The organism is Shinella sp. 838 (genome assembly GCF_029623935.1).
GTDB lineage: Bacteria > Pseudomonadota > Alphaproteobacteria > Rhizobiales > Rhizobiaceae > Shinella.
This window is the reverse complement of sequence record NZ_JARSBQ010000008.1, coordinates 119,473-137,565: the sequence shown is the minus strand read 5'-3', so window position 1 is coordinate 137,565 and position 18,093 is coordinate 119,473. Positions and strand designations below refer to the sequence as shown.

At 63.6% G+C, this 18,093-nt stretch carries 16 protein-coding genes, 1 tRNA gene and 1 riboswitch; of the genes, 2 read left to right on the top strand and 15 right to left on the bottom strand.

The genetic code is table 11. From position 1 onward, the window contains the following. Positions 1–59: 59 nt before the first annotated feature. Entirely contained in the window at positions 60–944 is an 885-nt protein-coding gene (gene tesB / locus P9A16_RS22300) for an acyl-CoA thioesterase II (RefSeq protein ID WP_278025939.1), read from the bottom strand. 99 nt (positions 945–1,043) lie between these two features. Here tesB and P9A16_RS22295 point away from each other — a divergent pair, with 99 nt between their 5' ends. Continuing rightward, positions 1,044–2,264, top strand: coding sequence for a ubiquinone biosynthesis hydroxylase (locus tag P9A16_RS22295; RefSeq protein WP_037408551.1), 1,221 nt, complete (start codon positions 1,044–1,046; stop codon positions 2,262–2,264). Positions 2,265–2,350: 86 nt separating this feature from the next. Here the strand turns inward: P9A16_RS22295 and P9A16_RS22290 are convergent, their stop codons facing one another. From P9A16_RS22290 to P9A16_RS22275, 4 genes are all read right to left on the bottom strand, one after another. Continuing rightward, positions 2,351–2,539, bottom strand: coding sequence for a Trm112 family protein (locus tag P9A16_RS22290; RefSeq protein ID WP_023515566.1), 189 nt, complete (start codon positions 2,537–2,539; stop codon positions 2,351–2,353). Positions 2,540–2,548: 9 nt separating this feature from the next. Next, the gene (locus tag P9A16_RS22285) at positions 2,549–3,229 is read right to left on the bottom strand and encodes an LON peptidase substrate-binding domain-containing protein (protein WP_024271119.1); all 681 of its coding nucleotides are present in this window, start codon (positions 3,227–3,229) and stop codon (positions 2,549–2,551) included. Between the two features lie 126 nt (positions 3,230–3,355). After that, entirely contained in the window at positions 3,356–4,318 is a 963-nt protein-coding gene (trxA, locus tag P9A16_RS22280) for a thioredoxin (protein ID WP_023514659.1), read from the bottom strand. A gap of 57 nt (positions 4,319–4,375) precedes the next feature. Then, a complete protein-coding gene (locus P9A16_RS22275; RefSeq protein ID WP_024271118.1) occupies positions 4,376–4,885 on the bottom strand; it encodes a prolyl-tRNA synthetase associated domain-containing protein in 510 nt (169 codons plus the stop codon). A 220-nt stretch (positions 4,886–5,105) separates the two neighbouring features. Here P9A16_RS22275 and P9A16_RS22270 point away from each other — a divergent pair. Then, positions 5,106–5,180: transfer RNA gene (locus P9A16_RS22270), tRNA-Gly, on the top strand. 71 nt (positions 5,181–5,251) lie between these two features. Here P9A16_RS22270 and P9A16_RS22265 read toward each other — a convergent pair. The 10 genes from P9A16_RS22265 to P9A16_RS22220 all read right to left on the bottom strand — a co-directional run bounded on the left by P9A16_RS22265 (position 5,252) and on the right by P9A16_RS22220 (position 17,975). After that, on the bottom strand, positions 5,252–6,262 hold the full coding sequence (locus tag P9A16_RS22265; protein WP_023515114.1) for a helix-turn-helix domain-containing protein: 1,011 nt from the start codon (positions 6,260–6,262) through the stop codon (positions 5,252–5,254). A 338-nt stretch (positions 6,263–6,600) separates the two neighbouring features. Next, on the bottom strand, positions 6,601–8,508 hold the full coding sequence (locus tag P9A16_RS22260) for a methyl-accepting chemotaxis protein (protein WP_278025938.1): 1,908 nt from the start codon (positions 8,506–8,508) through the stop codon (positions 6,601–6,603). 141 nt (positions 8,509–8,649) lie between these two features. After that, a complete protein-coding gene (locus P9A16_RS22255) occupies positions 8,650–9,666 on the bottom strand; it encodes an aldose epimerase family protein (RefSeq protein ID WP_023515112.1) in 1,017 nt (338 codons plus the stop codon). Between the two features lie 97 nt (positions 9,667–9,763). Further along, on the bottom strand, positions 9,764–10,216 hold the full coding sequence (locus P9A16_RS22250; RefSeq protein WP_023515111.1) for a GNAT family N-acetyltransferase: 453 nt from the start codon (positions 10,214–10,216) through the stop codon (positions 9,764–9,766). Positions 10,217–10,219: 3 nt separating this feature from the next. Next, positions 10,220–11,143 (bottom strand): homoserine O-acetyltransferase MetA, encoded by a 924-nt coding sequence (gene metA, locus P9A16_RS22245; protein WP_024271116.1) that lies wholly within the window; start codon positions 11,141–11,143, stop codon positions 10,220–10,222. Between the two features lie 60 nt (positions 11,144–11,203). Then, positions 11,204–11,281: riboswitch (SAM riboswitch) on the bottom strand. Between the two features lie 101 nt (positions 11,282–11,382). After that, positions 11,383–11,628: a hypothetical protein gene (locus P9A16_RS22240; protein WP_023514141.1), complete on the bottom strand. Its 246-nt coding sequence runs from the start codon at positions 11,626–11,628 to the stop codon at positions 11,383–11,385. Positions 11,629–11,758: 130 nt separating this feature from the next. Beyond that, a complete protein-coding gene (locus P9A16_RS22235; RefSeq protein ID WP_023514142.1) occupies positions 11,759–13,588 on the bottom strand; it encodes an ABC-F family ATP-binding cassette domain-containing protein in 1,830 nt (609 codons plus the stop codon). Positions 13,589–13,591: 3 nt separating this feature from the next. Then, positions 13,592–14,251 (bottom strand): thiamine diphosphokinase, encoded by a 660-nt coding sequence (locus tag P9A16_RS22230; RefSeq protein ID WP_037408550.1) that lies wholly within the window; start codon positions 14,249–14,251, stop codon positions 13,592–13,594. 145 nt (positions 14,252–14,396) lie between these two features. Next, positions 14,397–17,003 carry an ATP-dependent chaperone ClpB gene (clpB, locus tag P9A16_RS22225; protein ID WP_130517079.1) on the bottom strand — a complete coding sequence of 869 codons (2,607 nt, stop codon included), beginning with the start codon at positions 17,001–17,003 and terminating at the stop codon, positions 14,397–14,399. A 252-nt stretch (positions 17,004–17,255) separates the two neighbouring features. After that, positions 17,256–17,975: a DUF4167 domain-containing protein gene (locus tag P9A16_RS22220; RefSeq protein ID WP_023514145.1), complete on the bottom strand. Its 720-nt coding sequence runs from the start codon at positions 17,973–17,975 to the stop codon at positions 17,256–17,258. Between the last annotated feature and the right edge of the window lie 118 nt (positions 17,976–18,093).

The window sequence follows — 18,093 nt, the reverse complement described above, 5'->3', positions numbered from 1 at the left end:
CAAAAAATCACCATCACACATGATCAAAAAATAGGCGTAAATAGAACGATGGATAAAAATTAGTCAGTTGCCTTTTTCCGAATCAGCCCTTCCTGGGCCACGGAGGCAATGAGGGTCCCGCTACGGGTGAAAATCGCGCCACGGGTCATCCCGCGCCCACCTGAGGCGGAGGGGCTGTCCTGGCTGTAGAGCAGCCAGTCGTCGACATTCGGCGGGCGATGGAACCACATGGCGTGGTCGAGGCTGGCGACCTGCAGCGAGCGGTCGAGCACCGAGGTGCCATGCGCAAAGAGCGAGGTGTCGAGCAGCGTCATATCCGAGAGATAGGCGAGCACGGCAGCCTGCAGATGGCGTTCGGCCGGTACCGGGCCGGTGGTGCGCACCCAGATGTTCTGCCGTGGCTCCAGTTTCTCCCGCGAAAAGTAGTGGTCCAGCAAAACCGGTCGCAACTCGATCGGCCGCGGTCGCTGCCAGTAGGCGCGGATATGCTCCGGCGCCTCGGTCATGAACCGCTGCTTCAGGTCCGCCTCGCCGAGCAGGTCTTCCGGTTGCGGCACGTCGGGCATCGGCGCCTGGTGCTCCAGCCCGTCCTCGTCGTCCTGGAAGGATGCCGTCATGAAGTAGATCGGCTTGCCGTGCTGGATGGCGATGACGCGGCGCGTGGCAAAGGAACCGCCGTCACGGATGTTTTCCACGTCGTAGATGATCGGCACGGCGGGATCGCCCGGCCGCACGAAATAGGCATGCAGCGAATGCACGAAGCGCCCCGCCTCCACCGTCCGGGTCGCCGCAACCAGTGCCTGGCCGATCACCTGCCCGCCGAACACCCGCTGCCAGCCGACCTGCGGGCTCTTGCCGCGAAACAGCCGGCTTTCCAGGCGCTCGAGATCCAGCGTCTCCAAAAGGACATCCATGGCGGGGTTCTTCGCAGGCTGACGCGACATTTGGACGTGACTCCGCAGGTAGGAATACGGTTTCTCCTCCTCTATATAGAGGGACGGAAGACCTCAAGCGGCCAGGAGTACACCATGCCCGAAGCGACCATGCTCGACGTTCTTGTCGCCGGCGGTGGTTATGTCGGCCTGTCGCTGGCCGTCGCCATCAAGAAGGCCGCCCCGCATCTTGACGTCACCGTGGTCGACGGTGCGCCGGAACACGCCTGGCAGAAGGACGAGCGCGCCTTCGCGATCGTCGCTGCCGCCCGCAACCTGCTCGACGTCATTGGTGTATGGGGCGAGATCGCACCGGAGGCGGAACCGATCCGCCGCATGGTGATCACCGATTCGCGCACGGCCGATCCCGTGCGTCCCGTCTTCCTTACCTTCGAGGGGGCCGGCTCCGGAGACGACGGCCAGCCCTTCGCCCATATGGTGCCCAACCGCGCGGTGACACGCAGCCTGCTTCGCCAGGCCGAAGTGCTCGGCATCCCCATGCGTTGGGCAACGTCAGCGGAGGGTTTTGCAACCGAGCAACATGCGACAACGGTCCGCCTGTCCGACGGAACCGAATGCCAGACCCGCCTGCTCGTCGCCTGCGACGGTGTGCGCTCCAAGCTGCGCGACATGGCAGGCATCAAGACCGTGCGCTTCGACTACGGCCAATCCGGCATCGTTACGACAGTCGAGCACGAGCGCCCGCACGAGGGCACGGCGGAGGAGCATTTTCTGCCCGCCGGCCCCTTCGCCACCCTGCCGCTGGCTGGCAACCGGTCCTCGCTCGTCTGGACCGAGCGCACGGAGGATGCCCGCCGGCTTATCGAGAGCGACGATCTCGTCTTCGAAGAAGAACTGGAGCGCCGCTTCGGCCACAAGCTCGGCGCACTGAAGGTCGTCGGCGGCCGCCGTGCCTTCCCGCTCGGCCTGACGCTCGCCCGCGCCTTCGTCGCGCCGCGCTTCGCGCTTGCGGGCGATGCCGCGCACGGTATCCACCCGATTTCCGGCCAGGGCCTCAATCTCGGCTTCAAGGACGTGGCGGCGCTTGCCGAAACCGTCGTCGAGGCCGATCGCCTCGGCCTCGATATCGGCGCGATCTCCGTGCTGGAACGCTATGAAGGCTGGCGTCGCTTCGACACGGTGCGCATGGGCGTGACCACGGACGTGCTGAACCGCCTCTTCTCCAACGATGTGACGCCGCTGCGCGTGCTGCGCGATGTCGGCCTCGGCGTCGTCGATCGGCTGCCGGGACTGAAATCCTTCTTCATCCGCCAGGCGGAAGGCACCACCGGGAACGGGCACCCGCGCATGCTGGTCGGGCAACGGATCTGACTGGCAGGGCGCAGCAACGCTGCGCTCGTTCTGGCCCTTCAAATCCGATCGTGACGAAGAAGATATGATCGGGCTCTGTCGGCAGCCTAATCCTTGATTTCCCGCGCCTCGGAAATCAGCATGATCGGAATACCGTCGCGGATCGGATAGGCGAGCTTGGCCTTTTCGGAAACGAGTTCGCCCGCAGCCGCATCATAGGTCAACCGGCCCTTGGTCAGCGGGCAAACGAGAAGCTCGAGCAATTTGGGATCGACACGACTGGTGCTGACGTTCATCGCACAGGCCTATTGCAGCATCGTATCGACGTCGCCGTAGCTGCGCGCCAGCACGATTTCGGTAATGGCGATCAGCGTTTCCGCCCGCGTCTTCAAATCCGGTGCCTCCAGCAGTGCCTGCTTTTCAGCAGGTCCATAGGGCGACATCATCGCCATGGAATTGACCAGCGTCGCATTGCTCGCCCGTTCCACGCTCTCCCAATCGGCCTCCAGCTTGTTGGCGTCGAGATAGGCCTTGAAGGCAGCGAGCAGGGCTTCGCGATCGACGCTCTGCTCGTCGTCGCGTCCCGAAAGGTCGGCGATGAAGGGAGCGATATGGAAGCTGCGATAGGACTTGTCGCCGCGCAGTTCCTCCAGCAGGCGATAGCGGCAGACGCCGGTGAGCGAGACGATGTAACGCCCGTCTCCCGTCTCGGCAAAGGACGTGATGCGGCCGATGCAGCCGACCTGGCAAAGGTCCGGCGTGTCGGTTGCGGCATCATCCGTGCGATCAGCACCGAAGACGGGCTGCACCATGCCGATCAACCGGTGCGTGGCGAGCACGTCGTCGAACATGGAGAGGTAGCGCGGCTCGAAGATGTTGAGCGGCAACTGCCCGCCGGGCAAAAGAAGAGCACCCGTCAACGGAAAGACGGGGATGGCCTCAGGCAGGTCCTCCGGCTTCAGATAACGTGCATTTCCCACATGCATGGCAGTGCCTTCCCTTGCGCGCAACGTGACGATCCGTCTTCGCCGCCCGTCAACGCGCTTCTTCCCGAATGTGGGGTAGGCGTGGCATTTCTCAAGGGATGCCACGCCGTTCTCCCGGAAAATGCCTCAGGAAAACAGGATCGACGACAGCTTGCGCCGGGCAGCGATCGTCGCCGGATCCTTCGGACCCCAGACGTCGAAGAACTGCAGAAGCTCGCGGCGCGCGCCATCATCGTCGAAGGCGCGATCGCGCTTCATGACGAGAAGCAGATGATCGGCCGCCGCCTGCCGGTCACCCTCGACATTGCGGATCTTGGCGAGCTTCAGCCGTGCCGCATGGTCATCCGGATCAAGCGCCAACGCCTGCTCGAGCGCGGCCGGATCGCCGAGCTTGCGCGCCTCCTCGATCTGGTCGAGCTTCTTCAGCACGGCCGCAACCGCCGGATCGGCCGCGACGGCCTCCGGCAGGTTGCCGAGGATCTGCCGGGCATTTTCCGGCTGGCCGGCAGCGATCATGCATTCCGCGATGCCGGCAAGGGCAGCCGGATTCTCCGGATCGGCCTGCAGGAGCGCGCCGTAGAGATCGGCCGCGCCGGCAAGATCGCCTGCATCGAACAGGGTCTTCGCCTCGGCGAGCAGCGCCTCGATCTCGGCCTTCTCGTCGGCGCCGGCGGGACCTGCGACCTTGTCGATAAAGTCGCGGATCTGGCTTTCCGGCACAGCACCCATGAAGCCATCGACCGGGCGCCCGCCAACGAAGGCGACGACCGCCGGGATCGACTGGATACCGAGCTGGCCGGGAATGGAGGGATGGTCGTCGATGTTGAGCTTGACGAGCTTCACGCGGCCAGCGCTTTCCCGCACAACCTTCTCGATGATCGGCTGAAGCTGCTTGCACGGACCGCACCAGGGCGCCCAGAAATCGACGAGAACGGGCTGCTGGCGCGAGGCCTCCAGCACGTCGCGCGAAAAATTCGCCGTCGTCGTGTCCTTGATGAGATCATCCGCCGGTGCCGCGCCGCCAAAGCTCGCCGAGACGTTCATCTGGCCGCCATAGGACGATGCGTAGGGGTTGTCGCCTGCACTCATGGGTCTCTCCTGTGGCGCCAAGCGCCTCGATGTCGTGTCTGTGCCCCAGATCGTATGTCAGGCCGTGACTTTCAAGACAAGCGGCTCGTGGCCGGTCGCCTCGATGAAGCGCAGGAGATCCTTCGAGCCGATCGAGGTCGTCGCATCGTTGCGCAGCGGGTGGCCGTTGATCGTGTCGAAAGCCATCAGGTCCGCATCGATGATGATCTTCACCTTGCCGGCCGTGTCGTTGATCACCCCGAAGGCAGTGACGGCGCCGGGAATGACCCCGAGATACTCCATCAGCTTCTCCGGCTTGCCGAAGGAGACGCGGCTCGCGGCGCCGATGACCGAATGCACGGTCTTCAGGTCCACCGTCGCGTGCTCCTCGACGGTCATCAGGAAATAATTGTCCTTCTTGTCCTTCACGAAGAGGTTTTTCGTATGACCGCCGGGAATTTCATCACGCAGCGCCACCGATTCGGCGACGGTGAAGACCGGCGCGTGCTCCTTCGTGCTGTGGGCAATGCCCAGATCGTCGAGAAACTGGAAGAGATCCCTGTCGGTCTTCGGCTGCGCTTCGGTCATTTTCCTGCCTGCCCCGGCTCAATTGATGTCCATCCGCTGATAGGGCTTCGACCGCACAAGCGCAACCGCCTGAAAATCCGGGACTTTGAAAGCCTCAGCATTTTTTTCTGCAAAATCTGACATTTCCCTGTTGCATTTGAAAATCCCTTGGGCCATATACCGGCCGTCGCCGCAACGCAGCGACCTTCGGCCACCAACTACCCCAGGCCGTCGACAATGAGCGGGTGTAGCTCAGGGGTAGAGCACAACCTTGCCAAGGTTGGGGTCGAGCGTTCGAATCGCTTCACCCGCTCCATTCTTCCCAATGGTCCAAAGCCTCGGTTCGCCGGGGCTTTTGTGTTTTCCCCAATGAGAATATCAGCTGGCTCACGGCGATGGTGGCCGGTTTTCGGCGCGCCAGGTGGCGGGGCTGCGGGCGGTGACCCGACGGAATTCTCGATTAAAGTTCGATTTGGTCTGGAAGCCTGATTCGAGCATGGCCGAAATCACCGGCATATCGGTGTCGCGCAGCAGCCGGCAGGCCTCGGCGATGCGGAAATCATTGATGTATTGCGAGACATTCCTGCCGGTCAGACGGTTGATCGCACCGGAAATCTGCCGGGCCGGAACGCTCGCCCGTCGGGCAAGGCGCGCAAGCGTCAGATTTTCGTCACGGAACAGTTTCTGCTCCGAGAGAAGCCGATCAATCCGCTCCATCACGTCTCGGTCCCGCTCGTTCGTCCCGCTACCCTCGTCCCTTTCCTCGGGAGCAGACGGCAGGGCATGGGCGCGTGCTGCGACCGTCGCAGTGACACCGACAAGGAAGAGGACGAGCAGATTGGCATTGCCGACGAGCATCGGCACGTTCTCGCCCCGGCTCCATTCGAAATCGAGCAGTACGGCAATATCGAAAGAGGCAGAGAGGCAAAGCGAACCCGCAGCAATCAGAAGCGCCTTGTGGGCGCCGGCGGCGCCATCGAGCCGCGCCTCGTCCAACCCGTCGGGCCCGGCATAGGCGAGCCGCAGCAGGATGATGGCGTAGCCAACGAAGATGACGACGAGTGCGCCATCGATGAGATAGGGCGCAAACACCAGAAGGGCGAGGATGAGCACCGGCGGCGCAGCATTGAGCCAGGGAATCTCCGCCCGGTCGCGGTGGATCAAGCTCTGAAAGCTCGCCAGCACCAGCGGCGGCAGGCCACCCGCCAGCACGGGCAGGACATATCGCGCCGCCGACACATCATAGCCCCAGCGCAGGCCAACGGCGACCGACTGCAGGATGCAGAGGGCGATCAAGGCCAGAAACGGCCGATTGCCGCCATCCTGCTGGCGCAGGAGCGCGACGAAGCGGGAGAGGAGCAGGAGGGCGACGACGAAAGGCAGGGGAACGAAGAGCACGGGGCAGCACGAATCCGTTGGCGTTGTTGGCGATCATCATGATGCCAATCGCGGTCAAGGGCGACCTCAAACGCGATTGAGGACATGACGAAGGTGCGATCGTGGCGCGGATTTGCTGACCGGGCCTGCAAGCCGAGGTTTCGATATCCGCTCTTTCCCTGTTTCCGGCCCACCGAGCCAGTGCGCAGGAAACATGTGGACGAGCATCACGCCGAACGCAAACAGCGCGAACAGTGCCCTCTGGGGCGGCCTGAAGAAGCCGTCCAGCGCCCCGACAAGGACAAAGGGCCAGGACCGATCCTGGTCGCTGGCCCTTGGGCGTGTGATACGGAAAGACCTTACGCGGCTCGGCGCTGGTAGGTGGCGCTGTCGCGGCCGTCGCCGATGTGGAATTGCGAGAGCGCAGCCTGGAGCTGGGCGGCTTCGTTGGCAAGCACCTGGCTCGCCGCCGTCGTCTCCTCCACCATCGCAGCGTTCTGCTGGGTCATCTGGTCCATCTGGTTGACGGCCGTGTTGATCTCGCCGAGCGCTGCAGACTGTTCTTGTGCCGCCCGGGTAATCGAGACGACATGGTCGTTGACGCGATTGACGAGGTCCTTGATTTCCGAGAGCACGTCACCGGTCGACAGCACCAGCGCCACGCCGCCCTTCACCTCGCCCGCCGAAGCGTTGATCAGCGTCTTGATCTCCTTGGCAGCATTGGCCGAGCGCTGGGCGAGCTCGCGCACTTCCTGGGCGACGACCGCAAAGCCGCGGCCTGCCTCGCCCGCGCGGGCAGCCTCGACGCCGGCGTTCAGCGCCAGGAGGTTCGTCTGGAAGGCAATCTCGTCGATGACGGAGATGATCTGGTTGATCTTCTGCGACGACTGCTCGATGCGCCCCATGGCATCGATGGCGTCCTGCACGATGCCGCCGGACTTTTCCGCGCTGTGCTTGGTCTCGCGCACGATCTCGGAGGCTTCGAGCGCACGGGTCGTCGAGGTCTTCACCGTCGTGGTGATTTCTTCGAGCGCGGCAGCGGTTTCCTCCAGCGAGGCCGCCTGCTGCTCCGTGCGATGGGCGAGCTGGTCAGCGGCGGCCGAAAGCTCGCGTGAATTGCCGGTAATGGTGCCGGCAGTGGAGAGGATGCCTGTCATCGTGCTGCGCAGCGTCAGCATGGCGCCGTTGACATTCGCCTGGAGCTCCGCGAAATCGCCCTGGAAATGGCCGGCCATTTCCTGCGTCAGGTCGGCATGGGAGAGCGAGGCGATCACGCGGCGCACTTCGCTGACGCCCCGGTCGACATTCTCGACCAGTTCGTTGACACCGGCGGCGAAGCGGCGAAGGTCCTCGTCCTCATAGGCCTTGGTGATGCGGCGGGTGAAGTCGCCCGCTGCGGCGGCGGCCACGATCGTGCTGATATTCGACTGCAGGTCCCTGCTCTGTGTCTGCAGGGCAGCTTCCTGCACCTCCATCTCGCGCATATGCGCTTCGTTGGCGCGGAAGACATCGAGCGTGCGCGCCATGGCGCCGATCTCGTCCTTGCGCTCCGTGCAGGGAATGGCGTCGTCAAGCTTGCCGGCCGCAAGATTGGACATCACGCCGGTCAGAAGCTGGATCGGGCGGACGATGCCGGTGCGGGCGAGCAGCGTGCTGAGCAGCATACCCGCGACGATACAGATGAAGGCAGTGGCCAGAAGCACGACCTGCGTCGTCGTCGAGCGCGCGATGGCATCGGCACGCGATTGCGAAAGCGTTTCGGCCGAATGGGTGGTGTAGAGCTTGAGCGCAACGGTAACGGCCTTCTGCCCCTCCAGCGCCTTGTCGAGCGCGGCTAGCATGACGGCACGGTCCTGGCCCTGCGGCGAGCCGGCAACGGCCACCATGGCCCGGATATCTTCGAAATAGGGCGCCAGCGATGCGCGCACGCCATCGAGCAGCTTCGCCTCCTCGGCATCGGCCGTCGAGGCGATCTTCGGCAGGCGGTCCAGCATTTCCTTGGCGCGCTTTTCCGTCTCGGCGGCAAAGTCTGCGGCGTTTTCCGGTGCAAGCGCCAGTTGGTAGGTCATGCGGCTGATCGCGATGACGTCGATGCGCAGGTCCATGGCTTCCCGCGCCACTTCTTCCCGTCCGCCGGTGTCCTGAAACGCCGCGCCGAGTGCCCGCAGACCCCCGCCTCCGACAGCAGCGATCGTGCCGGCGGCGATGCCCATCAACAGCACGAGAAGACCAACTTTTCTGGAAATGGAGAGATCCGAGATTTTCATGGACAACGTCCCCTGAGGGCGACCGGCGCTGTCCTGGCGCGTTCAATCCCGCACAACCCCGCATCATGCCAGGTCCTGAGATTGGTTTTTCAGGCACAAAGGTTTCGATTTTATTGCCTTCCGGCACCACAATCTAGGATTTCACCCCTTACGGAAGATGTAGTCCGTCTCCTGCCGCAACGTTTCACCGGGCCGGAGAACGGCATTCGGGAAATGGCCATGGTTGACGGCATCCGGCCAGACCTGGGTTTCGAGGCAGAAACCGGCGAAAGCCCCGTAGCGGCGGCCCTCCAGCCCCGGGGCGGCCGGGGCGACATGGGCACCGCTATAGAGCTGCACACCCGGCTCGGTGGTCAGCACCGCCAGCGAAACACCGGACTGCGGACTGCGGACCTCGATCACCGGCCGTTTCGCCTGCCGCTCAGACGAGAGGCAGAAATTGTGGTCGAAGGCGATCCCGCCGTCCTGCGTCTGCCGGTCCAGCGGCGTCCATTGCCGCAGATCGAAGGGCGTGCCGGCGACCGCGCGGACGTCACCGGTCGGTATCAACCTTTCGTCAACGGGCAGGTAGTGCTCCGCCGCAAGACGAATCTCATGGCCGAGCGCATCTGCCCCGCCGTCGAGGTTGAAATAGCTGTGCTGGCAGAGGTTGACGGGGGTCGGCGCATCCGTCGTCGCCTCGTAGACGACGGAGAGCACGCCGTCACCGGCAAGCCGGTAAGTGCAGGAAATGGCACAGGTGCCGGGATAGCCCGCGCGGCCGGCTGGATCGATCATCGACAGGGTGACGAAGTCCGGACCTTGTGCGGCAATCTGCCAGTTCTGCCGGGCGATGCCATCGCTACCGCCGTGCAGATGGGTGACGCCGCCTTCGTTGCATTCAAGCCGGAAATCCACGCCGTCGATCGAGAAGCGCCCACCCTTGATACGGTTGGCGCAACGGCCGGGCGTCGCCCCGAAATAGGGCGAGTGGTCGAGATAGCCGGCAAGGTTCTCGAAACCGAGAACCAGTGGCGCGGGATGCCCTTCGAGCCGCAGATCCTGAATGACGGCGCCCCAGGTGAGGACATGCGCCGTCAGACCGCCGCCGACTAGGCGGATACGCTCGACCGGTTCGCCGTTCTCCAATCGCCCGAAGATTTCATTTCCTCTGCCCACACCCGCTCTCCTCCGCTGGTCGCCCGGTCTCGCGCGGCAACCTGCTGCAATTCCCCTCCATTCGCAATCGAAAAGTATGACTTTTCTGTCGCCCTGCTCAGAAGGACTTCTGGTAGATGATGAAGGGGGTCTTGTCGGCGATGCGATCATAGAGCTGGCGCGCCGTCGCATTGAACTCCTGCGTCATCCAGTAGACCTCGGGCGAGCCGGCTTCCCTCGCCTTGGCATAGACGCCCTCGATCAGCGCCCGGCCGATGCCGGAGCCGCGCACGCCAGGATCGGCGAAGAGGTCCTGCAGGTAGCAGACATTGCCGACCGTCCAGCAGGACCGGTGGAACAGGTAATGCGCAAGGCCGACGGGCTTGCCCTCGAGCGTGGCGAGGAGGCCGCGATATTCGCCCTCCGCCCCCTCGTCCGTCAGCCGGGCAAAGGTGGTGGCGTAGATCTCTTCCGGCAGCACCGTCTCGTAGAATGCGAGATAGGCGGTCCACAGGCGCCGCCATTCGCCTTCATCATCCTTGTGCAATGGGCGAATGACGACACCGCTCATGGGTCAGGCTCCTGTTCCGATCTTTTCCAGGTCATAGGACGTGGTCTGGTAGATTTCATTGATCCAGTTGCCGAAGAGCAGATGTGCATGGCCGCGCCAGCGGTTCTGCGGCGGCAACGACGGATCGTTGTGCGGGAAATAGTTCTTCGGCAGCTTGATCGGCACACCGGCCGAGACATCGCGGAAATATTCGTCGGCGAGCGAGGTGGAATCATATTCCACATGGTTGAAGATGTAGAGACGGTTTCCAGCCTGCTCCCGCACGAGGCAGACACCCGTCTCGTCGGAATCAAGCAGGATGTCGAGCTCCGGCACCGCCCGGATATCCTCGATGCGGATCTCCGTCCAGCGCGAGACCGGTACCTCGAAATTATCGGAGAAGCCGTTGAGATAGACCGAGGAAGGCTTGCGATTGTGATGACGGTAGACGCCGAAGGCCTTTTCCTCCAGCGTGTGCTTCGGCACGCCGTGGAAATGGTAGATCGCCGCCATGGCGCCCCAGCAGACATTGAGCGTCGAGTGGACATTGGTCTTCGTCCAGTCGAGGATCTGCTTCATCTCGTCCCAATAGGTGACGTCCTCATAATCCAGCAGCTCGATCGGCGCGCCGGTGATGATGAAGCCGTCGAACTTGCGATGCCGCACCTCTTCCCACGTGTCGTAGAAGGCAAGCAGGTGTTCTTCCGACGTATTCTTCGCCCGGTGGCCGCCGACGCGTACCAGCGACAGCTCGACCTGCAGCGGCGAGGCGCCGACGAGGCGCGCCATCTGCACTTCCGTCTTGATCTTGTTCGGCATGAGATTGAGAAGCCCGATCTGCAAGGGGCGGATATCCTGCCGGATCGCCACCGTCTCGGTCATCACCCGCACGCCCTCGTGAACGAGGGTTTCGAAGGCGGGGAGCGTATCGGGAATCTTGATGGGCATGTGTCACTCGATCGAAAAACAAAAACCGGCCGCAACAGTGTCGCAACCGGCCCACGGAAGGTTTTTCCTCGCGCGGCCCTTTAGCGACTTGTTTAACGTGGCTGCAAGCCGGCCGGCCAAATCACCACGAGGCGTTTAAATAGCGCTCCTTGCGCCACGAATCAATCCATGCCCGGAAACGGGCAAGGCCCGGATGCGGCTGGCATCCAGGCCTTGCTGCTTGAGAGAAGTCGGGCAGCTCAGTAGTAGCTGTAGTAGCGCTTCTTGTAGTAGACCTTGCCGCCCCAGTCGCCGCCCCAGCGATGGCCATAGTGGCCATAGTGGCGCTTGACGCGATAGTGCTTCCTGTAGCCGTGGTGGCCGTGGCCATAGCTCTTCCAGCCGTAGCTCTTGTGGCCGTAGCCATAGTAACCGGCCTCGGACGGGGCGGCGAAGGAAACGGCTGCGACGACGGCGACGACGGCCGAGATGATGAACTTGCGCATGGGACTCTCCTGATCTCTTTCGGGTTACAGGATGAACTCCTCTCATCCAGTGATCAGACTGTCTCATGGACCAGGACGCAGCGCTGTTTCGGATGGAACACGGCGCCGACATCCATGATTTCAAGGTTTCCTAGCCCTCCAGCTCCTCGCGCAGCATCTCCAGCTCCAGCCATTCCTCTTCCATCGCCGTCAGCGAATGGCGCAGCTTCTCCATCTCCGCCGCCAGCTTGTTGAAGGTGGCGGGATCCTTGGTGAAGAGGGCCGGGTCGGCCATCTTCGCCTCGCGCGCGGCGATCTCCTTCTCCGCCTTCTCCATTTCCTTCGGCAGGTTCTCGAGGGCGAATTTCTGCTTGTAGGAGAGCTTTGCCTTACCCTTGCTTTCCGCCGGGGCCGCGGCGGATGACGCCTCGGCGGCCCTCGCCTTCTCGGCCTTTTCCGCCTTGCGTTTCTCCTCGATTGCGCCGCGACGCTGCGCCATCATGTCGGAATAGCCGCCGGCATATTCGATCCAGCGGCCATCCGGGTTTTCCGGGTCGGCCGGCGCGATGGTCGAGGTTACGGTGCGGTCGAGGAAGTCGCGGTCGTGGCTGACGAGCAGCACGGTGCCGGCAAAACCGGCGACGATTTCCTGCAACAGGTCGAGCGTCTCGATGTCGAGGTCGTTGGTCGGCTCGTCGAGGATGAGAAGGTTCGTCGGCCGCGACAGGATGCGTGCCAGCATCAGGCGCGCACGCTCACCGCCTGAAAGGTTGCGGATGGGTGTGCGGGCCTGCTCGGGCTGGAACAGAAACTCCTTCATGTAGCCGGTGACGTGCCGCTGCTCGCCGTTGACGAGCAGTGTCTCGCCGCGCCCGTCCGTGAGATAATGGGCAAGCGTGTCATCGAGATTCAGGTCCTCGCGACGCTGGTCGAGCGTGGCGATTTCCAGGTTCGTGCCGAGTTTCACCGTGCCGCTGTCGGGCTCGAGCTCGCCGGTGAGCATCTTGAGCAGCGTCGTCTTGCCCGCACCGTTCGGGCCGACGAGACCGATACAGTCGCCGCGGTGGACGCGGATAGAGAACGGCGCGACAATTGTGCGCTCGCCATAGGTCTTGGTGATCTTTTCCGCCTCGATGACCAGCTTGCCGGATTCCTGCGCATCGGAAGCGCTGGCCTGTACGCTCCCCTGTGGCCCCTTGTGGCCGCGATAGCGGGCGCGCAGATCGTGAAGCGCACCGAGGCGGCGCATGTTGCGCTTGCGCCGGGCGGTAACGCCGTAACGCAGCCAGTGCTCCTCGCGCTCGATCGCCTTGCCCAGCTTGTGCTGCTCCAGCTCCTCGGCCTCCAGCACCTCGTCGCGCCAGGCCTCGAAATGACCGAAGCCGCGGTTGAGCCGCCGCGACTGGCCACGATCGAGCCAGACGGTGGCGTTGGACACCTTTTCGAGGAAACGACGGTCGTGCGAGATGACGACGAGGGCCGAGCGGGTCGACTGCAACTCGCCTTCCAGCCATTCGATGGTCGGAAGGTCGAGATGGTTGGTCGGCTCGTCGAGGAGGAGAATATCCGGTTCGGGCGCCATCACCCGGGCCAGCGCCGCCCGGCGCGCCTCGCCGCCCGACAGCGACTTGGGATCCTCGCTGCCGTTGAGCCCCAGATGTTCGAGCAGGTAGGTGACGCGGTAGGGATCGTCACTCGGCCCGAGGCCCGCCTCCGCATAGGCCGCAACCGTGTCGTAGCCGTCGAAATCCGGCGCCTGATGCAGGTAGCGGATCGTCGCGGAAGGATGGCGGAAGACCTCGCCGGACTGCGCTTCGGCAAGGCCGGCGGCGATCTTCATCAGCGTCGACTTGCCCGAACCGTTGCGGCCGACGAGAGAGATGCGGTCGCCCGGCTCCACCTGCAGGCTGGCGCCGGCAAGCAGCGGCGTGCCGCCGAAGCTGAGGAAAATGTCGTCGAGTTTGAGAATAGGCGGTGCCAAGGGTCAGGCTCCTGAAAGGTCGTAGGGCCGGGCGATGAGAATGGCGCGGCCGGTCGCAAGCGAAAGGCGGATCGGACCTTCCGCCACATTGGAAATGGTGCGCGACGAACCGAAGGGCAGCGAAAAGTCCTTCAGCGGATAGCGCGCATTGTCGATGGTGAGGCCCGAAAGCGGGGCAAGGCCGAGAATGGAGAAGAGGCTGCCTTTCGGAAGATCGATGGCGCGGCGGCCCGGCAGCAGTGGCCAGGCCTCCTCCTCGCCCGACGTGAGCTTGATGATAGAGCCCTGCTCTTCCAGGAAGACGGCGTGCAGGAGATGCATCAGCGCATGGTCGCTGCGCTCCCCGCCGAGTGCGCCGGCAAGCAGGATAGTATGCGCCCCGCGCTCGGTCGCGACCGCAACGGCAAGCGCCCCGTCGGTTTCGTTCTTGGCAGCGGGATAGGGCTGGCGCTCGACCTGCGGCCAGGCGGCGACAAGCTCCGGCGAGGTCGAATCGAAATCGCCCACCCAGAGTTCGGGCACAACGCCGAGGCTTTGCGCGTGCCGCATGCCGCCATCCGCCGCAATAACGCGCGCGCCCGCCACGTCCGCGCGAAGACGCGGCGTCACGGCGAGTGCGCCTCCTAGAAGGACGACGAATTTCGGGTCTGTCGATACCGGCATGGTCATGGCTGATGCCCTTAGCGCATGTTCCCCAGAAAGGGAAAGATTTTGCATTCGAAGACAGGGAGCAGCCAGCAGGAGGGACATGAAACGCAAGAAGCGCGGGCAGAACCCGCGCTTCGATTTTATAAGGATCGTAGCCGTATCAGGCGGCGTTGCTCACCGCGGCGCCCCGCGGGGAGAAGAGCAGCCGGTCGGAACCGGCGGTCACCTTGACGGTCGAACCGTCGGGGATGTCGCCGGCGAGGATCTTTTCCGCCAACGGATCCTGAAGATGCTTCTGGATCGCGCGCTTCAGGGGGCGTGCACCATAGACCGGATCATACCCCTTTTCGGCCAGCCAGTGCACAGCCTCCTCGTCAAGGTCGAGAACGATCTTGCGATCGACCAGGAGCTTGCGCAGCCGGGCCAGCTGGATATCGACGATCGCGCCCATTTCCGACCGCTTGAGGCGATGGAACAGGATGATCTCGTCCACCCGGTTCAGGAACTCGGGCCGGAATGCCATCTTCACCACATCCATGACCTGGTCGCGCACGCTGTCACTGTCCTCGTTCTCGCCGAGCGCGGTAAGATATTCCGCGCCGAGATTGGAGGTCATGATGATCATCGTGTTGCGGAAGTCCACGGTGCGGCCCTGGCCATCGGTCAGGCGGCCGTCGTCGAGGACCTGCAGGAGCACGTTGAAGACGTCAGGATGCGCCTTCTCGATCTCGTCGAACAGCACGACCTGATAAGGCCGGCGGCGAACGGATTCGGTGAGCGCACCGCCTTCCTCATAGCCGACATAACCGGGAGGCGCGCCGATCAGCCGGGCCACCGAGTGCTTCTCCATGTATTCCGACATGTCCATGCGCTGGATCGCCGTCTCATCGTCGAAGAGGAAGCGGGCGAGCGCCTTGGTCAACTCCGTCTTGCCGACGCCGGTCGGGCCGAGGAAGATGAACGAGCCGATCGGCCGGTTCGGATCCTGAAGGCCGGCACGCGCGCGACGCACGGCACGGGAGACTGCCTGAACGGCGTCGCCCTGCCCGACGACCCACTTGCCGAGTTCGTCCTCCATGCGCAGGAGCTTGTCGCGCTCGCCCTCCAGCATCTTGTCCACGGGAATGCCCGTCCAGCGGGAGACCACATGGGCGATGTTGTCGGGGGTCACGACCTCCTGCACCATCGGATCGACATCACCGGCATCGCGGCCTTCAGCCTCCTCCAGCTCCTTTTCGAGCTTCGGGATGATGCCGTAGGCGAGCTCGCCCGCACGCTGGAACTCACCCTTGCGCTGCGCGATGGCGAGTTCGTTGCGCAGCTCGTCGAGCTGGCGCTTGAGGTCGGCGGCGCGGCCGAGTTTCGACTTTTCCGCCTGCCAGCGCGCGGTGAGCGCAGAGGCTTCCTCTTCCAGCGCGGCAAGGTCGATCTCGAGCTTTTCGAGCCGGTCCTGCGACGAGCGGTCGGTTTCCTTCTTCAGGGCCTCGCGCTCGATCTTCAGCTGGATGATGCGGCGGTCGAGTTCGTCGAGCTCTTCCGGCTTGGAATCGACCTGCATGCGCAGGCGCGAAGCGGCTTCGTCCATCAGGTCGATCGCCTTGTCCGGCAGGAAGCGATCCGTGATGTAGCGGTTGGAAAGGGTGGCGGCGGCAACGAGAGCCGAATCGGAGATCCGGACCTTGTGGTGCTGCTCGTACTTCTCCTTCAGGCCGCGCAGGATCGAGATCGTGTCCTCGACAGTCGGCTCGTCCACCATCACGGGCTGGAACCGACGGGCAAGGGCCGCGTCCTTTTCGACATGCTTGCGGTATTCATCGAGCGTGGTCGCACCGACGCAGTGCAGTTCACCGCGGGCAAGCGCGGGCTTCAGCAGGTTGGAGGCGTCCATCGCCCCATCCGCCTTGCCGGCGCCGACAAGCGTGTGCATCTCGTCAATGAACAGGATGATCTCGCCGTCTTCCGCCTGCACTTCAGCAAGGACAGCCTTCAGACGCTCCTCGAACTCGCCGCGATACTTCGCACCGGCGATCAGCGCGCCCATATCGAGCGCCATCAGCTTCTTGTCCTTGAGGCTCTCCGGCACATCGCCGTTGACGATGCGCAAGGCAAGACCCTCGGCGATCGCCGTCTTGCCGACGCCGGGTTCACCGATGAGGACGGGATTGTTCTTCGTGCGGCGCGACAGGACCTGGATCGTGCGGCGGATTTCATCGTCGCGGCCAATGACGGGGTCGAGCCGGCCTTCGCGCGCATCGGCGGTGAGGTCACGGGCGAACTTTTTGAGCGAATCGAAACCCTGCTCCGCACTCGCCGTATCGGCGGTGCGCCCCTTGCGGATGTCGTTGATGACCTGGTTGAGCTTGGTCGCCGTGACACCGGCCTTGGCAAGAATCTCGGACGTCGCCGCGGATTTTTCGATCGCAAGTGCCAGAAGCAGGCGCTCGACGGTGACAAAACTGTCGCCGGCCTTCTTCGCGGCCTCTTCGGCGGTGGAGAATACCTTTGCAAGCGGCTGGGAGAGATAGACCTGACCGTTGCCGCCGGACACCTTCGGCTGCTTGGCAAGGGCGGCGTCGTTGGCGATCCGCGCTTCGCGCGCATTGCCGCCGGCACGCTCGATCAGCGATGTTGCCATGCCCTGGTCGTCGTCGAGCAGCACTTTCAGGACGTGTTCGGGCGTGAACTGCGGGTTGCCGTCGGCAAGCGCCTTTGTCTGGGCGGATTGCAGGAAACCGCGAACGCGTTCGGAGTATTTTTCAATGTTCATCATTACCTCCAGGACTCGGCCGGCCCATCAAGGCACCGGTCGATGATTCAGGATAAGGCTCCCATCAAGGCGAACCTTTCATACATGCGACCCGCCCGGCCTTGCGACCGGTCAATCGCCTGAAGCGAATATGGTGGAGGTTTTTCCGAATTAAAGGGAGCGTCCGGCCGCCGGTCGAGATTTTTCGCAGGCGCCTTGCAAAACGCAAGAACCCGGCACGGGGCCGGGTTCCTCTACCGTATCGAAACGCCGTTATTCCGAGGCTTCGAGAGCCGGAGCGGCATCACCGGCGGGCTGTGCGCCCTCACCGGCAGCCTCAGCCTCGGCCTCGCCGCGGCGCGGGCGGCGCGGGCGGGGCGTGCTGCGGCGACGGGCTGGCGCGCGGCCCGTGGCAGGCGCTGCAGCTTCGTCTTCGAGCGAAACTTCAGCCGGCGTACCCTCGATCACCGGCTGCGGGCCGGTGCCATCGATAACGGGCTGCTCGACGGCGACAGGGGCCTTGGCGGCAGGGGCCTTGGCAACAGGAGCCTTGGCGACCGGAGCCGGCGCAGCGACGGCAACGGGTGCGGGCTCATCGACGGGCGCCGAATCGAATTCGTCGGAATCCCGGTCGAAACCATCGCGGTCATTAAAGTCGGTCCGCTCGGCATTGTCCGAACGCTCATCCCGCGGGAAGCGCTCCTGCATCTGCGCCTGAGCGGCTGCGATGATGCGGTTGTAGTGTTCGGCATGCTGCAGATAATTTTCCGCCATGACGCGGTCGCCGGCGCTCTGGGCGTCCCGGGCAAGCGCTGAATATTTCTCGGCGATATGCTGGGCGGTGCCCCTGATCTTCACGTCCGGACCCGAACTGTCGTAGGTCCTCGTCAGGGGATTGCCACCCTTGCGGTGGTTATTGTTGTTATTGTTATTGTTGTTATTATTGTTGTTGTTACGCCCGCGGCCGCGCTTGTTTTGCTGTCCTGGCCTCATATGTCACTCACCTAACGTATCGTGTCTTGATGATCATGTGTCTGCACGCTTGATCAGGCCATGCCAGATCAAGCGTCCTTACCCGCGGGCAAACCACGCCGGTCGGTGGTCCTGTCGC